Below are 23,085 nucleotides of genomic sequence, written 5' to 3' on the forward strand. Positions count from 1 at the left end.
GTGTAGGTGCCGCTTTAGCTGGCACAAATCCACAACACCGACAGGAAAAAGCTGCAGGCACAACCCCGAATCTATTAGCACCACCTGAGCAACTTACAGCTGATAGCTTACAGCTCCGCCGAAGGCGGTCGGAGCGTTGCAAATTTCACCGGGTGCGGTTAGTGTGTTTCCCCTGTTTAAACAGCCAGTATTATTCATGTCATCCTTCTCTGCTTTGCCCATTCGCCGGCGTGAGCCGGTGGCTCATCAGCTGCCTGCCAGCCTTTCTCCCTTACTGCAGCGGCTGTATGCCAGCCGGGGTGTCACCACGCCGGAGCAGCTGAATTTACAGGCGGGCAATCTGCACAAGCCGGTGCTCAAGGGCATGGGTGAAGCGGTGCGTCTGCTGGCTGCCGCCCTGAAAAACCAGCGCCGCATTTTGATAGTGGGCGACTTTGACTGTGACGGTGCCACCAGCTCGGCGCTGATGGTGCACGGCTTGCGGGCCATGGGGGCGCAAGCCGTGGATTATCTGGTGCCCAACCGTTTTGACTACGGCTATGGTCTGAGTCCGCAGGTGGTGGAAGAAGCACAAAAGCTGGGGGCCGAGCTGCTGATCACCGTGGATAACGGCATTTCCAGCATCAGCGGCGTGGCGGCAGCCAAAGCCGCAGGCATGGAGGTCATAGTGACCGACCATCACCTGCCCGGTGAAAACGTTCCCGATGCCGACGCCATCGTCAATCCTAATCAGAGCGGCTGTGATTTTCCTTCCAAAAACCTGGCCGGGGTAGGGGTGGCTTTTTACCTGCTGCTGGCGCTGCGCTCGGCCCTGAGTGAGCAGGGCTGGTTTGAGCAGCAGGGCATTCGCCCGCCCAATATGGCGGATTATCTCGATCTGGTCGCGCTGGGCACGGTGGCCGATGTGGTGGCCCTGGACGGTAACAACCGGGTGCTGGTGCATCAGGGACTGCAGCGCATGCGCGCCGGCCGGCTGCGCCCTGGCATTCAGGCATTAATTGATATTTCCGGACGTAATCAGCAGCGGCTGGTAGCGTCTGATCTGGGCTTTGCCCTCGGGCCGCGGCTCAATGCGGTGGGCCGGCTGGATGATATGTCCATGGGCGTGGCCTGTCTGCTCTGTGACGATATTAATGAAGCCCGCCGGCTGACAGCGCAGATGGATGAGCTGAACCGTGAACGCAAGGCCATCGAGGCCAGCATGCAGCAGGAAGCCCTGGCTACCCTGGCCAGGGTGCGCATTAGCGACGGCGAGCTGCCGTCCGGGCTGGTACTGCATCAGGACGACTGGCATCAGGGCGTGGTGGGGCTGGTGGCTTCGCGCATCAAGGAGCAGTATTACCGCCCGGTGATCGCTTTTGCCGAGGCCGGCGACGATGAGCTGAAAGGCTCGGGCCGCTCCATTCCCGGCGTGCACCTGCGCGATTTGCTTGATGCCATCAACACCCGTCATCCCGGACTTATCACCAAGTTCGGTGGTCATGCCATGGCCGCCGGGCTGTCTTTGACCAAAAACGCCTTAACGCCGTTCAAGGCCGCTTTTGAGCAAATGGTGGATGAGTGGGTCAGCCCCGAGCTGCTGGCCGGTGAAATTTTAAGTGACGGCGAGCTGAGCGTGAACGAGCTGAATCTGGAGCTGGCGGAGCAGCTGCGCTTTGCCGGCCCCTGGGGACAGGCGTTTCCCGAGCCGGTATTCGACGGTGAGTTTCGCATTATTCAGCAGCGGCTGGTGGGCGACAAACACCTCAAGCTGGTGCTCAGCCCGGACGAAGGGCGCACCGTGATCGATGCTATCGCCTTTAATGTGGACTTGGGTATCTGGCCCAATGCCGCCATTCAGAAAGTGCAGCTGGTATATAAGCCGGATGTGAATGAATGGAAGGGGCGACGCCAGCTGCAACTGCTGGTGGAGCGGCTGGCACCACTATCGTGAAGTAAAACACAGGCAGCCGGCGCTGCCTGTGTTATTTATACTCGAAAGGCGCTGACCAGTCCCTTGAGCTCACCGGCCTGCTGATGCAGATCCTTGGACTGCTGCAAAGACTGTTCGGCATCGTTGGCCAGCTCGTCAGAGGCATCCTTGATGGCGGTCGTGTTCTGGGTAATTTCCCCGGTCACCTGGCTCTGCTCTTCCGCGGCGGTAGCAATCTGGCTGGCCATATCTGAAATCAATCCTACTGCAGCGGTAATTTCCTCCAGCGCCTGCGCTGCGGCCTCGGCATCTTCTGCACTCAGCTCGGCCATATTGCGGCTGGCCTGCATCAGTTTTACCGCTTCGCCGGTGGCCTGCTGCAGTGTGCCTATGGTGCCCTGAATTTCTTCGGTAGACGCATGAGTGCGCTGAGACAGCACCCGCACCTCATCGGCTACCACGGCAAAGCCTCTGCCCTGCTCACCGGCCCGTGCCGCTTCAATGGCGGCGTTCAGTGCCAGCAGGTTGGTTTGCTCGGCTACGCCCTGAATGGTGGCCAGCACGCTGGAAATATCGTGAGCGTGTTGATCCAGGCGAGTGATGACCGCCGCGGCCTGCTCCATTTCCTTGGCCAGCGTGAAAATTGAATCGCGGGTTTTGTGTACCAGCTGTTTGCCCTGCTCGGTGCTGGAACTCGACTGCTGAGCCGCGGTGGCCGTCTGTTCGGCATTATGGGCAATTTCCTGGGTGGCAGAGGCCATTTCAGTGACGGCGGTGGCCACCATGGTGACTTCCTGCTGGGCCCGGCCCAGCTCGGTCACGGTTTGGTTGGCACGTACCGAAGCCTGCTCGGCACTGCCGCCCAGGTGATGAGCCTGCTGACGAATTTGTTTGATAAGATCCGCCTGACTGGCCACAAAACGGTTGAAGTTGGTGGCCAGCAGGCCAACCTCGTCTTTGCCATGCAGCTCAATGCGCTGGGTCAGATCCCCCTGACCATCGGCAATCTGGGCCAGTGCCCGGGATACCTTGACCAGTGGCCCCAGCAGATATTGCAGCAAGAGGCTGATCAGCACCACGGCAGCGATAATCACCAGCGCGGAAATACCCAGTTGACGCCACAGCTGAGCACCGAGAGGTGCTTCCAGTGCGGACTTGTCGAGCACAAACAGCAGTTGCCAGTCACTGTCTGGAATGGCCTCGGCATACACTAGCTTGCTGGTGCCGTTCAGGCTGACCGGATTAAGCTTCTCAATTTGTTGCCAGCGGCTCAGGTTGCCGGTACTCAGCTCTTCATCTATTTGAGTAGAAGGCTGCAGCGCCAGCTTGGCGTCGCGATGGGCAATCAGGGTGCCATCCTGGCTCAGCATCATGGCATAGCCTTCGGCAGGCAGACGGATGGCATTCACACTTTCAATCAGGCTGGTAATGGCCACATCGGCGGCAATCACCCCCTGCCAGGGGCCACGGCTGACCGGCTCGGCCAGGGTCACTACAGTGCCGCCAAAGGTAGCGTCCTCATAGGGGGTAGTAACAACGGCGCGCTTTTCCTGCTGGGCCAGCTGATACCAGGGGCGGGAGCGGGGGTCGTAGCCGCTGCGATCCCTTGGGTGAGCGTCCAGCATAAGGCCGGTGCTGGTGCCAAAATAGGCCAGCTGAAAATCACCGGCTTCTTCAATCAGCTGCAGTGCCGGATGGGGATCTTCCCCCAGCTGCTTGCTGGCTGCAGTCAGCATGCCCTGACGCATGTTCAGCCAGTTGGAAACCCGTGAGGCTTCTTTCTCGGCCATGGCGGCTACCGAGTGCTCGCTGTCGCGGTACAGCTGATCTTTCAGGTTAATAAAACTCATCGTGCTGATGGCGGCCACCGTCAGCACGATAGCAACGACAAAACTCAGCAGTATCTTGTGCTTCAATTTAAGGTTTTGCATATGTTTACGCTAGGCAAGGGAGGTACAGGTGTTATCGGCTGAAGCCGAACAAACCTTGAATGAATTTTTTTGCTGTTAATTGACCTGGCTGCAGTGTTTTACGCTGCAGCCAAATACCGCTTCAGTTACCCAGGATCTGACTGAGAAACAGCTTGGTCCGCTCCGACTGCGGATGGTGAAAAAAGGTTTCGGGATCGTTTTCTTCAATAATCTGACCGGCATCCATAAAAATCACTCTGTCGGCCACGGTGCGGGCAAAGCCCATTTCGTGAGTCACGCACATCATGGTCATGCCTTCTTCCGCCAGCTCTATCATCACATCCAGCACTTCCTTGATCATTTCCGGATCCAGCGCCGAGGTAGGCTCGTCAAACAGCATGATTTCCGGGTTCATGCACAGGCTGCGGGCAATGGCTACCCGCTGCTGCTGGCCGCCGGAAAGCTGGCCCGGATACTTTTTGGCCTGACTTTCAATCTTGACCCGGGTCAGCAGTTTCATGGCGGTTTCTTCTGCTTCCCGGCGGGGAGTTTTACGCACCCAAATCTGAGCCAGAGTGCAGTTTTCCAGCACGGTTAAGTGCGGAAACAAATTAAAGTGCTGAAACACCATGCCCACTTCCCGGCGAATGGTTTCAATGTTTTTTACGTCGTTGGTCAGTGGCGTGCCGCGCACGATAATATCGCCCTGCTGGTGCTCTTCCAGCCGGTTAATACAGCGAATAAGGGTAGACTTGCCCGATCCGGAGGGCCCGCAGATGACGATGCGCTCGCCCTTGGTCACGGTCAGATCGATGTCCCGCAGTACATGAAAATCCCCATACCATTTGTTCACGCCCTGCAGGGTAACCATGTATTCCTGTTGCTGTGCATCCATGTACTTACTCCACTAACGTTTGTGATGGCCGGTGTGCAGCTTGTGTTCCAGATACTGACTGTATTTGGACATGCCATAGCAGAATATCCAGAAAATGAGCCCGGCAAACACATATCCTTCTGTGGCGAAGCCCAGCCAGTTGGGGTCTGCCAGCCCCGACTGTACTATGGCCAGCAGGTCGAACAGGCCGATAATCAGCACCAGGCTGGTATCCTTGAACAGGGCAATAAAGGTATTCACTATGCCCGGTATCATCAGCTTCAGCGCCTGGGGCAGTACTATCAGCACCATCATTTTCCAGTAATTCAGCCCTAACGCTTCGGCAGCTTCATACTGACCCTTGGGAATGGCCTGCAGGCCACCGCGCACCACTTCTGCCATATAGGCAGACTGGAAAAAAATGATGCCAATCATGGCCCGCACCAGCTTGTCGAGGGTCAGCTCCTCGGGTACAAACAGTGGCAGCATCACCGACGACATAAACAGCACGGTAATCAGCGGTACGCCCCGCCAGAACTCGATAAATACCACCGACAGGCTGCGCACTATGGGCATATCCGAGCGCCGCCCCAGTGCCAGCAGGGTACCGATAGGCAGGGCGGCGGTAATGCCTACTACTGCCAGTATCAGGGTCAGGGTCAGGCCGCCCCAGCGGTGAGTGGGTACTTCTGCCAGACCGAACCAGCCACCATAAAGCAGCACCCAGGCGATGACCGGAAACACCACCACCATAAAAGGAGCCAGCCACATTTTGCCCGGCATGCGGGGCAGGGCCAGCCACAGCAGCTGCGCCACAAAAAGCACAAAGGTGAGATTGATGCGCCACAGTTCTGAATCCGGATAAAAGCCGTAAATAAACTGCTGCAGCCGGGCGCTGATAAACACCCAGCAGGCCCCGTCACCGGTGCAGTCGTTACGGTTGCTGCCGGTCCAGTCGGCGCTGATAATGGCCCAGTCAATCACAGGGACCAGTATCAGATAGAGGGCATAAAGGCCGAGCAGGGTCACTGCCGTATTGAGCGGGCCGGAAAACAGGTTGGCTCTGAGCCAGCCGGGCAGCCCTTTGCTGGAAACCGGTGCCGGACGCTCCGGGGTCAGGGTATCTTTATACATGCTTACCTCTCCACCAGCGCCATGCGGTTGTTAAACCAGTTCATAAAGAAAGACACCAGCAGGCTGATGGTGAGATACACCAGCATGGTGATGGCTATGACTTCAATAGCCTGACCGGTCTGGTTAAGGGTGGTGCCGGCAAATACCGAGACCAGATCCGGATAACCGATGGCGGTGGCCAGAGAGGAGTTCTTGGTCAGATTAAGGTACTGGCTGGTCAGTGGCGGAATAATGACCCGCATGGCCTGAGGAATAATAACCAGCCGCAGTGTCAGGCTGTCTTTAATGCCAAGCGCATGAGCGGCCTCGGTCTGGCCGTGAGAAATAGCCTGAATACCGGAGCGGACAATTTCCGCAATAAAAGCGGCGGTATACACCGTCAGTGAGAGCCACAGAGCAAGAAACTCGGGAATAATGGTCATGCCGCCGCGAAAGTTAAAGCCGCGCAGCTCAGGGTAGTTCCATTCCAGCGGTGCGCCCAGTGCGACAAAGGTCAGACCGGGCAGGGCCAGTATCAGCCCGATACTGATCCACCAGGCAGGCAGTCGCCGCCCTGTGGCTTCCTGGCGACGGTGATTAAAGCGGATCAGCCAGAAAGACAAGGCCAGGGCCAGCAACAGCGCCAGCCAGATCCAGTGAAAACCCGCACCGGGCAGAGGCTCTGGTAAATAAAGGCCGCGCACATTAAGAAAGGCGCTGTCATTCAGGCTCAGACTGTTGCGTGGGCCGGGCAGGGTACGCAGCACGGCGAAATACCAGAAAAACATCTGCAGCAACAATGGCAGGTTGCGGAACAACTCCACATAGGCCGAGGCCAGCCGGGCGATCAGCCAGTTGGGTGACAGCCGTGCCACCCCAATGATAAAGCCCAGCACAGTGGCACCGATAATGCCGAGAAACGATACCAGCAGCGTATTAAGCAGGCCCACCACAAAAGTGCGGCCATAGGTGTCGGTTTCGGCGTAGGGGATCAGTGACTGGGCAATGGCAAAACCGGCAGGATCATCCAGAAAGCCAAAGCCGGTGGTAATGCCGCGAGTACTGAGGTTATTAAGCGTGTTGTTAACAATAAATCCGATAAAGGCAGCCACGGCGCACAGCAGTACTACCTGAAACAGCAGCGCCCGCTTGGCAGGATCGCGCCAGAACTTTACCGAAGGGGAAGCAGACTTGACCGGTGACGACATGGCTTCATCCTTGAATATGACAGTGACACCTGTAAATAAGGAGCTGCCCGCAGGCAGCCCTTACCGGGGTTAACGCACAGGTGGTGCGTATTGCAGGCCGCCCTCGGTCCAGAGTGCGTTCAGGCCCCGTTCAATTTTCAGCGGTGAGCCCTGACCCACATTGGCCTCGAAGATTTCACCGTAGTTGCCTACCAGCTTGATGATGCGATAGGCCCAGTCCTTGTCGAGACCCATGCCTTTGCCAAAGTCGGCCTCAAGGCCCAGCAGACGGCGAACGTCGGGATTTTCGCTGGTTTTCATCTCGTCGACATTGGCTTTGGTAATGCCCAGCTCTTCGGCGTTGATCATGGCAAAGTGAGTCCATTTGACCACATTAAACCATTGATCATCTCCCTGCCGTACCGAAGGCCCCAGCGGCTCTTTTGAAATGACCTCGGGCAGTGCCACAGCATCATCGGGTTTGGACAGCTTGATGCGCAGGGCATAAAGCTGGGACAGATCCGAGGTCAGCACGTCACAGCGCCCCGCTTCCAGCCCCTGTACCGTCTGCTCGGACGTGTCGAACACAACGGCGCTGTAGCCGATGCCGTTGCGGCGGAAATAGTCTGCCACGTTCAGCTCGGTGGTGGTGCCCGACTGAATACAGATGGCGGCACCATCCAGCTCCTTGGCGCTGCTGACGCCCAGGTTTTTGTTGATCAGAAAGCCCTGACCGTCGTAGTAGTTGACGCCGGTAAAGTTGATACCAAGTTCAGTATCGCGGCTGGAGGTCCAGGTGGTATTGCGCGACAGCACATCAATCTCACCCGACTGCAGGGCGGTGAGGCGCTCCTTGGCGTTGAGCGGAATGTACTGCACCTTGCCGGCATCGTTGAAGATGGCAGCGGCAATGCCCCGGCACAGATCCACATCCAGCCCTTTCCATACGCCCTTGTCATCCGGGTTGGAGAAACCCGGCAGGCCGCTGTTGACACCGCACTTCAGCTCTCCCCGCTGTTTTACTTCATCCAGGGTGGCGGCCTGAAGCGGGGCGGCCAGCAAAGTGCCGGCTATCAGAATCGCTGCTGTTCCTTTGCCTGTCATAAACACATCCTCTTGTTGGCGATTAAACGATTGCGTTATGCATTGGGGGCATAAAACGGCATGCCATTTAGAGTATTAGCACAAGATCGCCACAGTGCAGGAAAGGCAGGTGAATATTTTGATGCCAAAAGGGTCCCTGTTTGCGGATGAAAATCATCGGTATGGCTGCGTTTTGGGCAGCTTTTGGGTAGAATAGCCGCCTTATTTGGCCAAGCGCCAAGTCCACTCACTTAGTAAACAGAGAGTCTGTCAGTCCATGTTTGAAACAAACCCTGTGTACAACAAACTTAAGGAGCTGTCTGAACGGGCGCAGCTTCTTAGGGGGTACCTTTGACTATGACGCCAAAAAAGAGCGTCTGGAAGAAGTAAACGCCGAGCTGGAACAGCCGGATGTGTGGAACCAGCCCGAGCGCGCCCAGGCACTGGGTAAGGAAAGATCCGCCCTGGAAACCGTGGTGGAAACCCTGGAAGAGCTGGACCGGGGTATTGCCGACATTGGCGAGCTGGTGGAGCTGGCGGTAGAAGAAGAAGACGAAGACACCTTCGAAGAAGCCAAATCCGACCTGGCGGGCCTTGAGAAAAAGCTTGAGGATCTGGAATTCCGTCGCATGTTTTCCGGTGAGCAGGACGCGTCAGACTGCTATCTCGATTTACAGTCCGGCTCCGGCGGTACTGAAGCCCAGGACTGGTGCAACATAGTGCTGCGCATGTATCTGCGCTGGGGTGAGGCCCGCGGCTTTAAAACCGAGATCATCGAACTGTCGGAAGGGGAAGTGGCCGGTATCAAGTCCGCCACAGTGCGTTTTTCCGGTGAATATGCCTATGGCTGGCTGCGCACCGAGTCTGGTGTGCACCGTCTGGTGCGTAAATCTCCGTTCGACTCTGGTGGCCGCCGTCACACTTCGTTCTGCTCTGCCTTTGTGTATCCGGAGATTGACGACGATATCGAGATCGACATCAACCCGGCGGATCTGCGTATCGATACCTACCGCGCCTCCGGTGCCGGTGGTCAGCACGTTAACCGGACCGACTCGGCGGTGCGTATTACCCACGAGCCCACCGGCGTGGTAGTGCAGTGCCAGAACGACCGCTCTCAGCACAAGAACCGCGATCAGGCCATGAAGCAGCTGAAAGCCAAGCTCTATGAGCTGGAGCTGCAAAAGCAGAATGCCGAGAAACAGGCGCTGGAAGACAGCAAGTCCGACATTGGCTGGGGCAGTCAGATCCGCTCTTACGTGCTGGACGACGCCCGCATCAAGGATCTGCGTACCGGTGTGGAAACCCGTAACACCCAATCGGTGCTGGACGGCGATCTGGACAAGTTTATTGAAGCCAGCCTCAAGTCCGGGCTGTAAATAAAAGATTCAAACAAGGCTTAATCATGACGACAGAGCAGCAACAAGACGAGAACAAGCTCATTGCCGAGCGCCGTGCCAAGCTGGACCAGATCCGCAAGGACTGCCCCGCCAACGGTCACCCCAACAACTTTCGCCGTGAGCACCTGGCCGCCGATTTGCAGGCCGAATTCGGTGAGCACGATAAAGAGACCCTTGAGTCGCTGGGCAAGGTCGCCTCGGTGGCCGGCCGCATTATGGCCAAACGCGGCCCCTTTCTGGCCCTGCAGGACATGTCCGGCCGCATTCAGGCCTATGCCACCAAGGATGCCCAGAAGCTGATCAAGGAGCAGTACAACGGCCTCGACATCGGTGACATCATTGGCGTGACCGGCACCCTGCACAAGTCCGGCAAGGGTGATCTCTACGTCAACATGGACAGCTTTCAGCTGCTGACCAAGGCCCTGCGCCCGCTGCCGGAGAAATTCCACGGCCTGTCGGATCAGGAAACCCGCTACCGTCAGCGCTATCTGGACCTAATCACCAACGACGACTCCCGTAAGACCTTCATGGTGCGCTCAAAAGTGATGGCCGCCATTCGCAGCTTTATGAACGGCCACGGCTTTATGGAAGTGGAAACCCCCATGATGCAGGTGATTCCGGGTGGTGCCTCGGCCCGTCCCTTTATCACCCATCACAATGCGCTGGATCTGGACATGTACCTGCGTATCGCCCCCGAGCTGTACCTGAAGCGGCTGGTGGTGGGCGGTTTCGAGAAGGTGTTTGAGATCAACCGTAACTTCCGTAACGAAGGTCTGTCGCCCCGGCACAACCCCGAGTTCACCATGATGGAGTTCTACTGGGCCTACGCCGATTACCGTGACCTGATGGACTTCACCGAGGAAATGCTGCGCACCGTTACTACTGAGGTGCTGGGCAGCGCCGAAGTGCAGTATGGCGAGGAGACCTTTGACTTCGGCAAGCCGTTCGCGCGCCTGAGCATGAAAGACGCCATCCTCAAGTACAACCCGGAAGTGACCTTGGACCAGCTGGCAACCTTTGAAGGTGCCTGTGAAGTGGCCAAGGATCTCAAGATCAAGGTTGAAAAAACCTGGGGCCTGGGCCGCGTGATCACCGAGATCTTTGAAGAGACCGCCGAACACCGCCTGATCCAGCCGACCTTCATTACCGAATATCCGGCGGAAGTATCACCGCTGGCGCGGCGTAACGACGACGACCCGAGCATCACCGACCGCTTCGAGTTCTTTATCGGCGGCCGCGAGATCGCCAACGGCTTCTCTGAGCTGAACGACGCCGAAGATCAGGCTCAGCGTTTCCGCGATCAGGTGGAGCAGAAGGACGCCGGTGACGACGAAGCCATGTTCTACGACGAGGACTATGTGACCTCGCTGGAGCACGGCCTGCCGCCCACCGCCGGCCAGGGCATCGGTATCGACCGTCTGGTGATGCTGCTGACCGACTCTCACACCATTCGTGACGTGATCCTGTTCCCGACCCTGCGTCCGCAGCGGTAACAGGAGCGCAGAGTACGTCATGCGAAACATCGGCAGGGTTACCTGCGCCAACACGCTTCAAGCCCATCCATGGGACGCTCGGCACATGCCTTCCATGGCATGTGACGGTTGGCTCCGGTAATCCCTGCCGCTGTTTCGTGCAGCACCGGTGCGCTAAAAACACAAAAGGCCTGTCACTGACAGGCCTTTTTCACTCTTCACTCTTCACTGTTCACCCTTCACTTTTTTTGAACTTCAATCCCTGGCCGGTCGCCATTCACCGTTACGCACCAGCTCGTCAGTCACCTTGTTCACCGCCTTTTCGGTACGGGCAACGATATCGTCAATGTCGTCCGGAGTGACCACCAGCGGCGGGGCAAAGCCCAGAATATCGCCGTGGGGCATGGCCCGTGCAATCAGCCCCTGCTCCAGGCAGGCGGCAGCAATGCGCGGGCCTACCTTGAGGGCAGGATCCAGCGGCGTACGCTTGGCCGGATCGGCAGAAAACTCCAGTGCCGCCAGCAGGCCTATGCCGCGGCAGTCACCCACCAGCGGATGATGAGCAAAGGCCGCCTGCATGCGCTGCTGCAGGTGAGCACCGGTCGTTTCGGCGTTGCCTACCAGGTTTTCCCGCTCAATAATATCCAGGTTGCACAATGCCGCCGCTGCCCCCATGGGATGACCGGAATAGGTATAGCCATGGCCGATAGCGCCCCAGTCGTCGGTACCCCGCTCCAGGGTCTGCCAGACTCTGTCTCCCACTATCACGCCGGACAGCGGCTGATAGGCCGAGGTCAGGCCCTTGGCAATGGTCATCAGATCCGGCTGCATATCGTAATAAATGGAGCCAAACTCGGCCCCCAGCCGGCCAAAGCCGCATACCACTTCATCGGCAATCAGCAGCACTTCATATTTGTCGAGTACTTTGCGAATTTCGGCCCAGTAGCCCGCCGGCGGCGGCACTATGCCACCGGTACCCAGCACTGGCTCGGCAATCATGGCGGCCACCGTATCCGGCCCTTCCGCCAGAATTTTGGCTTCCAGCTGCTCGGCACACCAGCGGGAAAAGTCCTGCTCGCTCATGGCACTGTCTTCACGACGGTAGTAACAGGGGGCCACCGTGTGATGAATGCGCTCCAGCGGCAAGTCAAAGTGAGCATGAAACAGCGGCAGGCCGGTGAGCGAGCCGGATGCGATGGTAGAGCCATGATAACCCCGCTCCCGGGAGATGATTTTTTTCTTCTGTGGCCGGCCCAGCACGTTGTTGTAGTACCACACCAGTTTGATCTGGGTTTCGTTGGCATCACTGCCCGACAGACCGTAATACACCTTGCTCATGCCGGCGGGGGCCTTGTCGAGAATACGGCTGGACAGCTCAATCAGTGCCTCGCTGCTGTGGCCCACATAGGTGTGGTAATAAGCCAGCTTTTTGGCCTGCTCATAAAGAGCCTCGGCCATTTCCATGCGGCCATAGCCGATATTGACGCAATAGAGGCCGGCAAAGGCGTCAATGAGCTCAATGCCTTCTGAGTCTTTAATGCGAATGCCTTCGGCACCGGTAATAATGCGTCCGCCCATTTCGCCCCGGGCATACTGGCCAAGAGGAGTGGAGGCGTGAAAAATGGTATTGCGATCGGTTTCAAGCCACTGTTTGGTGTTGATGGTCATGATAAACCTCCTTCAAAAATACGCGATTAAAGCCCGCCCAGGCAGGCGTATTTTATGTTGCTGAAATCATCAAAGCCGTGGCGGCTGCCTTCCCGGCCCAGGCCCGAATGTTTAACGCCGCCAAAGGGAATGCTGTGGCCGGTCATTTTTACCGAGTTCACTGCCACCATGCCGAACTCAAGCCCTTGCAATAGTGGCCAGATCAGCCGTTGGTCATGGCCAAATATGTAGGCGGCCAGGCCATATTCGGTGTCGTTGGCCAGGGCCAGCACCTCGTCTGTATTTGAATAAGGCAGTACGGCGGCGACCGGACAGAAGGTTTCTTCCCGAAATACCCGCATGGCAGGCGTTACATCCGCCAGCAGCACCGGCATAAAAAAGTGTTCACCGGGCACGGCCTGCTGGCTGCCGGCAAACAGCCGGGCACCTTTGGCCAGCGCATCGTCCACCAGGCTTTGGGCATTATCCGCGGCCTTGCGATGGATCAGCGGCCCCATGGTGGTGCCGGCAATGAGGCCGTTACCCACTTTGATGCGGGCCATTTCGCCGGCAAAGGCATCGAGAAACTCTTCATACTGGCTTTGGGGCACCAGAATGCGGTTGGCGGCCAGACAATCCTGACCGGCGGTCTGAAACTTGGCGGCCACGGCCGCTTTGGCAGCTTCTTTCACGTCCATATCGGGCAGCACAATAAACGGCGCATTGCCGCCCAGCTCCATGGCGCACTTTTTCACGGTGCCGGCGCAGGCGGCCAATAATTGTTTGCCGACGTGAGTGGAGCCGGTAAAAGACAGTGCCCGCACTCGGTTATCCGCACACAGGGCATCGCCCAGCGCCTTGCCCGGGCCAGTGAGCACATTAATTACGCCGGGGACAAAGCCGGCCCGCTCTGCCAGCTCCGCCAGCGCCAGGGCTGAAAACGGTGTTTCTCTGGCAGGCTTGATCACCACAGTGCAGCCAATGGCCAGAGCGGCCGCGGCCTTGCGGGTGATCATGGCATGAGGAAAGTTCCAGGGCGTGATCAGCGCCGCTACCCCTGCGGGCTCGCGCAGGGTAAGCAGCTGTGCGCCGGCAATATGACCGGGAATGGTGTCGCCATAGGCGCGCCGGCATTCTTCGGCAAACCAGCGAATAAAAGAAGCGCCATAATCAATTTCGCCTCTGGCATCCTGCAGGGGCTTGCCCTGCTCCAGCACCATCAGGGTGGCCAGATCTTCCTTGTGCTCCAGGATCAGGTCATGCCAACGCAGCAGCAGGGCGGCTCTTTCATCGGCCATCAGGCCGGCCCAGGGGCCAAAGGCGGCCTGAGCGGCATCCACTGCCTGAGTGGCATGCTCGGCATTAAGCTCGGGCACATGACCAATCACATCTCCGGTGGCCGGGTTGAACACCGGCAGGTCACTCTGGCTGTGCACCCACTGGCCGTTAATGTAAGCCAGCTCCCGCACCAGACGCGGGTCTTGCAGGTAGGGCATAAGGGCATCGGTCACTTTGCCGTTGGGCATAAGGCGTTCCATGGCGGTCATAAGCCATCTCCTGCATTGTTCGGGTTGCTTGCTGATGTGTTCAGTCTAGGCGGCGGACCCCGGTGATTTTTTTGGTAATGGCAGCAACAGCATGGTGTTTTTTTTGAAAGCGGCTAAAAAACAGCTACTTTTTTTGCCGGTGCATTTCGGCTTGCACCTTGGCCCTAACTTTGGATAATTCGCACTTCATTGCTCGCCGGAGAAACAGAATGACAGAACACAAGCCCGCCCAGACCGAAGAAGAGCTGCGCAAACGTAAAATTCGCAGTTTTGTGCGCCGGGAAGGCCGCCTGACCAAGGGGCAGGAAAAAGCCATGGCAGAGCAATGGCCGGTGATGGGCATCGAGTTCAGCGGTGAACTGCTGAATCTGGACACGGTATTTGGCCGAAGCGCGCCGCGGGTGCTGGAAATCGGCTTTGGTATGGGCGGATCCCTGGTGGAAATGGCCGCAGCGGCGCCGGATCAGGACTTTATCGGTATTGAAGTGCACACGCCGGGTGTGGGTGCCTGTTTAATGGGCGCGGCGGAATCCGGTCTGACCAACCTGCGGGTGATGTGCCACGATGCGGTGGAAGTATTTGAACAAATGCTGCCCGAGCAGAGCCTGGACAGAGTGCAGCTGTTTTTCCCGGATCCCTGGCACAAAAAACGTCATCACAAACGCCGCATAGTACGCCCCGAGTTTGTGGAAATGGTGCGCAGCAAGCTGAAAATCGGCGGTGAATTCCACATGGCCACCGACTGGGAAAACTACGCCGAACATATGCTGGAAGTGATGCAGGCCGCGCCGGGTTATACCAATGCTGCTGCTTCCGGCGACTATATGCCGCGCCCCGATTACCGCCCGCTGACCAAGTTTGAACAGCGCGGCCACCGACTGGGTCACGGCGTCTGGGATCTGATTTTTACCCGTACGTCATAACGCAAGGTTATTCCTGCGCTCAAGTAACAGGGTCGGCATTGCCGGCCCTGTTTCGTTATGTAAGCAGTTCTGTGTTGCACTTTTCTTCTATATGGCGATTTTTTGCTTAATTTCTGATATTTCATCGCAACAATATCATTTTAATACTAACGAACAGTTCAAACAGGTCCTCTTTTTGTGTTTAATATGCTGCGTCAGTTTTAGACGCACTTATTAACTTTAATTAAAAACGCACGGAAGAGCGCATAATGAATCCCCTCGCAGGAAAATTTCCCTTCGCCCTGGCAGGCATATTGCTGCTGTCTGGTTGTACGACGGCTTATCAGAAAAACAAATTCGGTGATTTTGACCAGGCGCTGGCTGAAGGCCGCAGTCTCGATGCGCTTGCCATCGGCCATTGCCGAGCAGCACTCAGGTCTGGATGACACAGGCAGGGCCGATGACCTGCTATGGTCACTGCAGGCAGCCAGCCTGATGCGCCAGGAGAAAATATACGCCCGCTCCAACAGCCTGTTTGATCAGGCCGAGCACGGCATGAAGGATGAAGACACCAAGCATATGCTGATGCAGGGCGTTGAGCTTGCCGGCTCCATGCTGGTGAATGACAGCATCACCAGCTATACCCAGACGCAGTATGACGGCGTCATGCTCAATACCTATAAAGCCCTTAACTTTATGGCGCAGGGTGATTATGCCAATGCCCGTATTGAGTGGAACCGCACGGAGGATCGCCAACGCCGCGCTGCTGAACATTTCGCTGCCAAAATTGCTGCACAGAAAGAAGAGCTGACTCAGGAAGAAGAAAAAGTCGATAAGGAAAACGTAAACCGCACTCTGGAAGCGGCCGATCCGTTACTGGCCCAGCAGGGCGTTGACTTGTCTGAGTGGCAGGCCTACGACGGTTATGTAAACCCCTTTGCCACTTATATGCATGGACTGTATTTCATGCTCAAGGCTCAGGACAAGAGTGATTACAGCAAGGCTCATTCCAGTTTTAAACGCGTATATGGCCTGACCAAGCACGCCGATGTAAAAACCGATATGAACATGGCCAATGCATTGCGTCGTGGTCAGTCAATGGAGCGTCAAAAGCCCACAGTGTGGGTGCTGTTTGAAAACGGTCTGAGCAGCAAAAAAGAAGAGTTCCGCATTGACCTGCCGCTGTTCGTGTTCACCTCCAATGTCAGTTACAGCGGCATTGCTTTGCCCAAGCTGGTAGAGCGGCAGTCTGCGTTCAGCAACCTGCAGATGGGCCCGGTTAAAACCCGCCCTCTGGCCAGCATGGATCGTATTATTCAGGCTGAGTTTAAAACCGAGTTCCCCTACATTCTGAGCCGCGAAGTGATTCGCGCCACGCTTAAAACCGTTGCCCAGAAACAGCTGCAGGATCAAAACCAGCTGCTGGGGCTGGCCGCGGGTCTGACTCAGGCCGCGACTACCGGTGCAGATATTCGTAATTGGAGCGCCCTGCCCAAGGAATGGCAGCTGGCGCGGGTGCAGCGTCCGTCGAACGGTAAGCTGAATATTAAGGTAGCCGAGCTGGAGCAACCGCTGAACGTTACCCTGGATCCCGAAAGCCGTTTTCACCTGGTGTATGTAAAGGCGACTTCGCCCATGCAGACTCCCCAGGTTGAAGTGATGAATCTGTAAAAGCAAATACAAGAGAGAGCACAATGAAAAAGCAAATGTCCGCCGTGATCCTGATGGCTGCCCTGTCTGGCTGTGCCACTACGGCTCACTATGTTAATCCGGGTGAAGATCAGACAGTGGTAATGGGCCTGGATTATAAAGACTTTGAGAAGGCGGCGTCTCAGGCGGTGGATGACATGGTTGCCAGCCCGCTGCTGGTACACCCCAAGGCATCTCAGGGCGGCCGCTATGTCATGGCGGTCTCTTCCATGATCAACGATACCACTCAGCGTATTGATACCGATCAGCTGACCAAGAAAATCCGCGTCAGCCTGCTGCAAAGCGGCAAGTTCATTACCACCACTGCCATTGGCCTGAACGGGCCGGAAGACGCCATGACCCAGCAGGTGCGTGAGCTGCGCAAATCCTCCATGGTCAAGCGCAGTACCGTAAAAGGCAATAATGCGGTGATTGCTCCTGATTTCAGTCTGAGCGGCAAAATTATTCAGCGTAATAACCGGGTGGATCGCCGTACTCAGCAGTCCGATTACTACTTCCAGCTGACTCTGACCAACCTGGAAAACGGCCTGGCCTACTGGGAAGGCGAGTACCCCATCATCAAGCGCGGTGACAGCCGCACTGTTACCTGGTAATGGCACGGGGTCTGATGGCCCCGTTGTTTTTTAGGGAAGAAAAGTAATGAAACAACATTATCTCGCGGCCTGCTTGCTGCTGGCCATGGTGCCTGCCGCATATGCTCAGAATGATCCTGCTCCGGCCAATGCGCCGGCACCGATTACGGCACCGCCGCCCGCTGCAGAAGTGGTGGATGAGCCGGTGGCCCCGGCGCAAACTGAGCTGGAAATTGTAAAATCTGCCGAGCGTGGCATTGATAACGCCCACCTGTACGTGCAGGAGCAGGCCGACAAATATGTGCGCGAGCGTAAAGAAGCCTATCAGCGTCAGGGCCGTGGCCAGGAAGTATTCCTGCAATATGGCGTAGCTGATGTCAGCCGTGCACCTACCTCACCGGACTGGGCTGATGCCCGCAATATTGCTTATCTGCAGGCGCAAACCAAGGCGCGGGAAGCCTTAATCAAAGAGCTCTATATTGATATTTCGTCCGAGGTCATGCGGGAAGCATTTAAAACCAGCAAAGAGCCGGAGTTTACGCCTGAAGAATTGCAGCAAAGCAGCAAACTGGAAGCCATGTTCGACAAGGTGGTGGCGGTAGCTGATGCGTCACTGAGCCAAAAGCTGGTAGAGCTGGGCGTGGATCCTCAGGAATATAATGCTGCGCCTCCGTCCAAGCGCAAGCTGATGATGCGCAAGGCCATCAGCCGCACTGTGGGGACTCGCTCACGGGGTGAAATCAGCGGTGCCATGATCATCCGCACGTTTGAAATTACCGACGACAACGGTAAAACGGCCGTGGCTGCGGTGTTGTCGACCTCCAATAAAATGAAGAATGTGCTGGCTTCCTTACAGGAGAGCAAAGGACATGTTCAGCCCGAGCCGGCAAAGCGTGGCATTAATCTGGATAACTTTCTTGAGTCCAACAAGGCCAACCTGATGTATGAATATGGCGTCAAGTTGCTGCACGACGAGCAGGGTTACCCCATGCTGGTGTCGTTTGGTATGGCCGGCAACAGCTGTAATCCGGTGGACTATGAAGAATGCAACGACAACCGTGACTTTGCCTTTATTGAGGCCGAGCAGGCCGCTTATGCACATATTTCCGAAGCCTATAACCTCTATGGCACTGTCAGTGCAGAAGTCACCACGGGGCAGACTCGTGAAGAGCATGCCACTGTGACCAAAACGGACGAAGGTGAAGAAACCGTAGATGAGCTGACCACCAAGCTGCTCAAGGAAACCCGGCAAATGTCGCGCATGAGCTCGTCAGTGAAAGGCCTGGTGGGGCTGCAGGTAGCCAAGCGCTGGACTCACAAGCATCCTACTTCAGATCGCGAAATCAATGGCGTGGTGGTGGCCTGGCATCCGCAGAAAGAGCAGGCCATGCGTACCTTCAAGGCCGGCAAGGTGCCTGGGCAGAAAGGCGCGGCAGGCTATCAGGGCGGCAGCAATCAGGGTGCCAGCCTGGACATGATGGATGTGTCGGACTTCTGAGGGTGATGTGATGAAAAAGTGGTTACTGGCAGCCTTGCTGCCTTTATTATTTTTGTCTGGTATGGCTCAGGCAAATGTGACGCCGGTACAGGTTACCGGCCATGGCGTTACCGAGCAGCTGGCGGTAGAAAATGCCCTGATAGAAGCAGTGCGTCAGGTAAATGGCGTAGATATCAACAGCTCACAGCAGGTAGAGCAGCTGCTGCATAAGAAAAACGGCGAGACCGAAAGCCTGACTCACACTCAGCGTGACGGCCGCATGGCCGCCAAAGGCATGGTAGACAGCTATCAGATGCTGTCGCAGCAGTGTGGTGAAGGCGGCTGCCGGGTAGAGCTGCATGTTAATGTGCTGCGCTACAAGCCCGCAGGCATGTCTGCCGACAGCCGGCGCAAGCTGGCCGTGTTGCCGTTTAAAGGCAGTCATGGAGCCACCTTCAGCCGTGAGCTGCAGGATCTGTATACCCAAAGCCGCCGTTTTGCGGTGCTGGACAGAGAGCAGGATCAGGCTTATCAGCAAGAACGTCAGCTGTGGGAAAGTGATGATACGGCGCTGACCGAAAAAGCACGCATGGGGCAGGTGCTGGGGCTGGACTATATGCTGGTTGGTCAGGTTCAGAATGCCAGCACCCGGCGCTGGTCCGAGACGGTCGCGATGACCGGCGAGGTAAACCATTATGCCCGCAGTGCGCTCAAGGTGCGCTATCAGATTATTGAAGTGCCCACGCGGCAGGTGAAATGGTCCGATACCGTGAGTCTGAGTGCCAGCAACGGTAATCTGAATGGTCTGATTAATCAGGCGGTTAACAAAATTTTCCAGGAGTCGATGGATAATATCTATCCGCTGCGGGTAATCAGCGTGACCGGAGACCGTATTATCATCAACCAGGGTGGCAAAACCCTGAAATCCGGCAGTTACTTTACGGTATACAGCCTGGGTGAAAAGCTGGTGGATCCCTACACCGGCGAAGTGCTGGGTCAGGATGAAGAAGCCATTGGCAAGATCCGCATTACCACGGTCAAGCCGAAAATGGCTTACGCCACTCTGGTAGAAGGAGAAGCCAGTCTGGTAGAAAAAGGCCAGATAGTGCGTCCGGCCAAGGCCCCGGCCCGTAAGCCGGCACCGCGCAAACGCACGACCAGTGCCCCGGCCAAACAGAATACGCAAACTGCTGAAGGCGGCGGCGTTATTCTGTAATGGCCTGAGCCTGTGTCAGGTAGTATTGATGCAGCTGCTGCACTTCTTTCAACAGCCCCGCCTGGTCGGGGCTGTTGTTGTTGATAACGTCGTCGGCAGCGGCCAGGCGCTGTTCACGGCTGGCCTGAGCGGCCATAATGGCGCGAATTTGTGCTTCATTGGCGTTATCCCGCTTTACCGTGCGCGCAAGCTGAGTCTCGGGGCTGACATCCACCACCAATACCCGGTGGCACAGGCTGGTAAGCTGGTTTTCTACCAGCAGGGGCACCACCAGCAGGCAGTAAGGGGACGTGCTGGCGGCACAGGCGGCCACCATGCGCTCGCGAATAATCGGGTGCAGCAGGGTATTGAGCCACTCCTTTTCCTGCGGGTTGTCAAACACCCGGGCCCGCAGGGCGCGCCTGTCCAGTTCGCCATTCCCGGCAAGAATACCGGCACCAAAATGATGGGCAATGGCTGCCAGTGCCGGCTCACCGGTGGCCACCACCTCGCGGGCGATAATATCGGCATCAATAATGTCTGCGCCCAGCCCGGCAAACAGGCTGGCTACTGTGCTTTTTCCGCTGCCAATGCCGCCGGTCAGGCCAATTACATAAGTCACAGCGCAATACTCCAGTACAGGTCCACCACTTCCGTCCCCCACATCAGATAACACCAGCCGCCCAGTGCCAGCGCCGGACCAAAGGGCAGCACGCGATCTTCATTCAGACGACGCAATGCCATCAGGCCGAGGCCCAGCACGGCACCGGTAAAGGACGCCAGCAACAGCACCGGCAGCAGACTTTGCCAGCCAAACCAGGCACCAATGGCAGCCAGCAGTTTGAAGTCACCATAGCCCATGCCTTCCTTGCCGGTGGCCAGTTTAAACAGCCAGAACAGGCTCCATAAAATACCGTAACCGGCCGCAGCGCCAATCACCGCCGACGGCAGGGATACAAACAGTTCGCCCACATTCAGCAGCAGGCCCAGCCACAGCAGCGGCAGGGTCAGGTTATCGGGCAGCAGCAGATGATCGAGATCAATCAGGGTCATGCACAGCAGCACCCAGCTGAACACCAGCGCCGCCACCAGTTGCGCTCCGGGCCCGAAGCGCCACAGCACCAGCCCTGCCAGCAGGGCCGAGGTCAGCTCTACCAGCGGATAACGTTTGGCAACAGGCGCGCGGCAATAGCGGCACCGGCCTTTCAGCCACAGCCAGCTGAGCAGGGGAATATTATCTCTGGCCGCCAGCGGGTGTTCGCAGTGCGGGCAGCGCGAGCGGGGCACACACAGATTAAAGGGAGCCTGCTCCACCACCGGCTGTTCATTTAATGCGGCGCATTCCTGCTGCCACTCTCGCTGCATCATCAGCGGCAGCCGGTGAATCACCACATTAAGAAAGCTGCCCACCAGCAGGCCGAGCAGGGGGATCACAATATAAAGCAGAGAAGTATGGTCGAGCAGTTGGGTCATGAGGTTTCCAGTATCATTATTTTCTCTCGGCTTTTACCCGACTTATCGTTGCAAATTGCCTGAGCGAACGCAGTGCGAAGCGACAGCGCGGTTACGCTCCGCCGGCACGCTTCAGGCCCATCCATGGGGCGCTCAGCAAATTCCATCCCTGGCATTTGATGGCCGGCTCCGGTAATCCACGCTGCCGTTTCGTGATGTTGCAGAGCTGTCTGCAGAATACTGACAGTCAACTCGGTGCCTGACAAGGAGGGCAAAGGGTGTCTGCTTCGCCGTACCCTCTGCGCCATGGATGGCGCAGCGGAGCCCCCATGGAGGGGTTCACGGCGTGTCGGCGAAGTAGTGCCCTTTGTCCGACGAACTCGCATGGCCCAACAAGCAAGTTGAATTCAGCGTATCACGCTGCCCAGGTTAAAGATGGGAAGATACATGGCAATGACCAGACCGCCAACCAAAATGCCCAGCACCACCATAATCAATGGCTCAATCAGGCTCGACAGGCCGTCAACGGCGTCGTCTACTTCGCGCTCATAAATGCTGGCCACCTTGTGCATCATATCGTCAATGGCACCCGATTCTTCACCTATCATCACCATTTGCACCACCATATCCGGAAACAAGCGGGTAGTGCGCATGGCCAGGTTAATCTGCATGCCAGCAATAACCTCATCCCGCATTTTCATTACCGCCCGCCGGTACACCACATTGCCAGAGGCGCCGGCGGCAGACACCAGCCCTTCTACCAGTGGAATACCGGCAGAAAAGGTAGTGGCCAGGGTGCGGGCAAAACGGGCCAGGGCTGCCTTATGCAAAATAGCGCCCACAACGGGCAGGCGCAGCACAAAGCGGTCTGTCATATTGCGCACTTTTTGTGAACGCCGCCAGGCCCGAATATACAGCAAAATACCCACAATGACGCCGGTTACCATATAAAGCCAATACTGCTGTAACCAGCGCGACAGGCTGATCACCATTTGTGTAAACAGGGGCAGGGGAGCGCCAAAACCGGCAAATATATCTTCAAACTGGGGAATAACAAACAGCAGTAAAATTGCCGTGACGGCCATGGCCACCAGCACAATCAGGGCGGGATAAAACAGGGCCTTGCGAATTTTGGATTTGATGGCTTCGGCTTTTTCCCGGTACACAGCAATACGATCAAAAATATGCTCAAGTGCCCCAGTCTGCTCACCGGAATGCACCAGATCGCAATAAAGAGTATCAAAGTAATGCGGATATTTTCTTAATACCTCAGAAAGCGGTGTGCCGCCTTCCACGTTTGCAGCCAGCGCGCTGGCCAGCTCCCGCAGTGCCGGCTTTCCCGAAGAACGGGCAATAATCTGCAGTGTCTGCACCAGAGGCACGCCGGCTTCCAGCATGGTGGCAATCTGGCGGGTAACAATGGCAATATCGGCAGCCTTGATAATGTTGCTGTAACGCGCCAGCATCCCCTGCCGCTGACGTTTAATTTTAAGTGTGTTTACGCCCTGGCGTTGCAGTTCACGGCGGGCCGATCTGACATCGGTTGCCTGCAGCAGACCTGTTGTTTTCCGGCCCTGACGATTAATGCCTTCCCACTTATACGAGTACACTCGGAATGCGTTGGTGTCGGCCATG

General features: G+C 56.9%; 19 protein-coding genes. 9 read left to right on the forward strand and 10 right to left on the reverse strand.

Annotated elements, in window-relative coordinates; translation table 11 throughout:
* The first annotated feature begins 196 nt into the window (after positions 1-196).
* Positions 197-1,933 carry a single-stranded-DNA-specific exonuclease RecJ gene (gene recJ / locus N2M06_RS03125; protein ID WP_346351561.1) on the forward strand — a complete coding sequence of 579 codons (1,737 nt, stop codon included), beginning with the start codon at positions 197-199 and terminating at the stop codon, positions 1,931-1,933.
* Positions 1,934-1,968: 35 nt separating this feature from the next.
* On the opposite strand, the gene N2M06_RS03130 is transcribed toward recJ, so the two are convergent.
* The 5 genes from N2M06_RS03130 to N2M06_RS03150 all read right to left on the reverse strand — a co-directional run bounded on the left by N2M06_RS03130 (position 1,969) and on the right by N2M06_RS03150 (position 8,100).
* Positions 1,969-3,843 carry a methyl-accepting chemotaxis protein gene (locus tag N2M06_RS03130; RefSeq protein WP_346351562.1) on the reverse strand — a complete coding sequence of 625 codons (1,875 nt, stop codon included), beginning with the start codon at positions 3,841-3,843 and terminating at the stop codon, positions 1,969-1,971.
* Positions 3,844-3,964: 121 nt separating this feature from the next.
* The gene (locus tag N2M06_RS03135; protein WP_317074209.1) at positions 3,965-4,693 is read right to left on the reverse strand and encodes an amino acid ABC transporter ATP-binding protein; all 729 of its coding nucleotides are present in this window, start codon (positions 4,691-4,693) and stop codon (positions 3,965-3,967) included.
* A gap of 36 nt (positions 4,694-4,729) precedes the next feature.
* A complete protein-coding gene (locus N2M06_RS03140) occupies positions 4,730-5,830 on the reverse strand; it encodes an amino acid ABC transporter permease (protein ID WP_346351563.1) in 1,101 nt (366 codons plus the stop codon).
* A 2-nt stretch (positions 5,831-5,832) separates the two neighbouring features.
* Entirely contained in the window at positions 5,833-7,017 is a 1,185-nt protein-coding gene (locus N2M06_RS03145) for an amino acid ABC transporter permease (protein WP_317074204.1), read from the reverse strand.
* A 69-nt stretch (positions 7,018-7,086) separates the two neighbouring features.
* The gene (locus N2M06_RS03150) at positions 7,087-8,100 is read right to left on the reverse strand and encodes an amino acid ABC transporter substrate-binding protein (RefSeq protein ID WP_346351564.1); all 1,014 of its coding nucleotides are present in this window, start codon (positions 8,098-8,100) and stop codon (positions 7,087-7,089) included.
* A 256-nt stretch (positions 8,101-8,356) separates the two neighbouring features.
* Here N2M06_RS03150 and prfB point away from each other — a divergent pair.
* Both prfB and lysS read left to right on the forward strand, forming a co-directional pair.
* Positions 8,357-9,455 (forward strand): peptide chain release factor 2 gene (gene prfB / locus N2M06_RS03155; RefSeq protein WP_346351565.1). Its coding sequence is split into 2 segments (ribosomal slippage): positions 8,357-8,431 and positions 8,433-9,455, totalling 1,098 coding nucleotides; the frame shifts between segments, so codons are not numbered across the junction.
* A gap of 26 nt (positions 9,456-9,481) precedes the next feature.
* Positions 9,482-10,969: a lysine--tRNA ligase gene (lysS, locus tag N2M06_RS03160; protein WP_346351566.1), complete on the forward strand. Its 1,488-nt coding sequence runs from the start codon at positions 9,482-9,484 to the stop codon at positions 10,967-10,969.
* A gap of 234 nt (positions 10,970-11,203) precedes the next feature.
* On the opposite strand, the gene N2M06_RS03165 is transcribed toward lysS, so the two are convergent.
* Positions 11,204-12,616, reverse strand: coding sequence for an aminotransferase (locus N2M06_RS03165; protein ID WP_317074438.1), 1,413 nt, complete (start codon positions 12,614-12,616; stop codon positions 11,204-11,206).
* Positions 12,617-12,642: 26 nt separating this feature from the next.
* Positions 12,643-14,142, reverse strand: coding sequence for an NAD-dependent succinate-semialdehyde dehydrogenase (locus N2M06_RS03170; protein WP_346351567.1), 1,500 nt, complete (start codon positions 14,140-14,142; stop codon positions 12,643-12,645).
* A 209-nt stretch (positions 14,143-14,351) separates the two neighbouring features.
* On the opposite strand from N2M06_RS03170, the gene trmB reads away from it, so the two are divergent.
* The 6 genes from trmB (at position 14,352) to N2M06_RS03200 (ending at position 20,019) form a co-directional block, all read left to right on the forward strand.
* A complete protein-coding gene (gene trmB, locus N2M06_RS03175; RefSeq protein WP_346351568.1) occupies positions 14,352-15,065 on the forward strand; it encodes a tRNA (guanosine(46)-N7)-methyltransferase TrmB in 714 nt (237 codons plus the stop codon).
* 248 nt (positions 15,066-15,313) lie between these two features.
* Positions 15,314-15,490 (forward strand): hypothetical protein, encoded by a 177-nt coding sequence (locus N2M06_RS03180; protein WP_346351569.1) that lies wholly within the window; start codon positions 15,314-15,316, stop codon positions 15,488-15,490.
* Positions 15,444-16,715, forward strand: a complete 1,272-nt coding sequence (locus tag N2M06_RS03185) for a hypothetical protein (RefSeq protein WP_346351570.1) — start codon at positions 15,444-15,446, stop codon at positions 16,713-16,715. Before N2M06_RS03180 ends, N2M06_RS03185 begins: the two co-directional genes overlap by 47 nt.
* 23 nt (positions 16,716-16,738) lie before the next feature.
* Positions 16,739-17,347: a penicillin-binding protein activator LpoB gene (gene lpoB, locus N2M06_RS03190; protein WP_019933125.1), complete on the forward strand. Its 609-nt coding sequence runs from the start codon at positions 16,739-16,741 to the stop codon at positions 17,345-17,347.
* A gap of 46 nt (positions 17,348-17,393) precedes the next feature.
* Positions 17,394-18,824: a DUF6844 domain-containing protein gene (locus tag N2M06_RS03195; RefSeq protein WP_346351571.1), complete on the forward strand. Its 1,431-nt coding sequence runs from the start codon at positions 17,394-17,396 to the stop codon at positions 18,822-18,824.
* 10 nt (positions 18,825-18,834) lie between these two features.
* A complete protein-coding gene (locus tag N2M06_RS03200) occupies positions 18,835-20,019 on the forward strand; it encodes a CsgG/HfaB family protein (protein ID WP_346351572.1) in 1,185 nt (394 codons plus the stop codon).
* Here the strand turns inward: N2M06_RS03200 and coaE are convergent.
* The 3 genes from coaE to N2M06_RS03215 form a co-directional block, all read right to left on the reverse strand.
* Positions 20,009-20,620, reverse strand: coding sequence for a dephospho-CoA kinase (gene coaE / locus N2M06_RS03205; RefSeq protein ID WP_346351573.1), 612 nt, complete (start codon positions 20,618-20,620; stop codon positions 20,009-20,011). The genes N2M06_RS03200 and coaE overlap by 11 nt on opposite strands.
* Positions 20,617-21,471 carry an A24 family peptidase gene (locus tag N2M06_RS03210; RefSeq protein WP_346351574.1) on the reverse strand — a complete coding sequence of 285 codons (855 nt, stop codon included), beginning with the start codon at positions 21,469-21,471 and terminating at the stop codon, positions 20,617-20,619. Before N2M06_RS03210 ends, coaE begins: the two co-directional genes overlap by 4 nt.
* 386 nt (positions 21,472-21,857) lie before the next feature.
* Positions 21,858-23,084 (reverse strand): type II secretion system F family protein, encoded by a 1,227-nt coding sequence (locus N2M06_RS03215; RefSeq protein WP_346351575.1) that lies wholly within the window; start codon positions 23,082-23,084, stop codon positions 21,858-21,860.
* Position 23,085 lies beyond the last annotated feature (1 nt).

The sequence above is a fragment of the Oceanimonas sp. AH20CE76 genome (genome assembly GCF_039654065.1).
GTDB classification, from domain to species: Bacteria; Pseudomonadota; Gammaproteobacteria; order Enterobacterales; family Aeromonadaceae; genus Oceanimonas; species Oceanimonas smirnovii.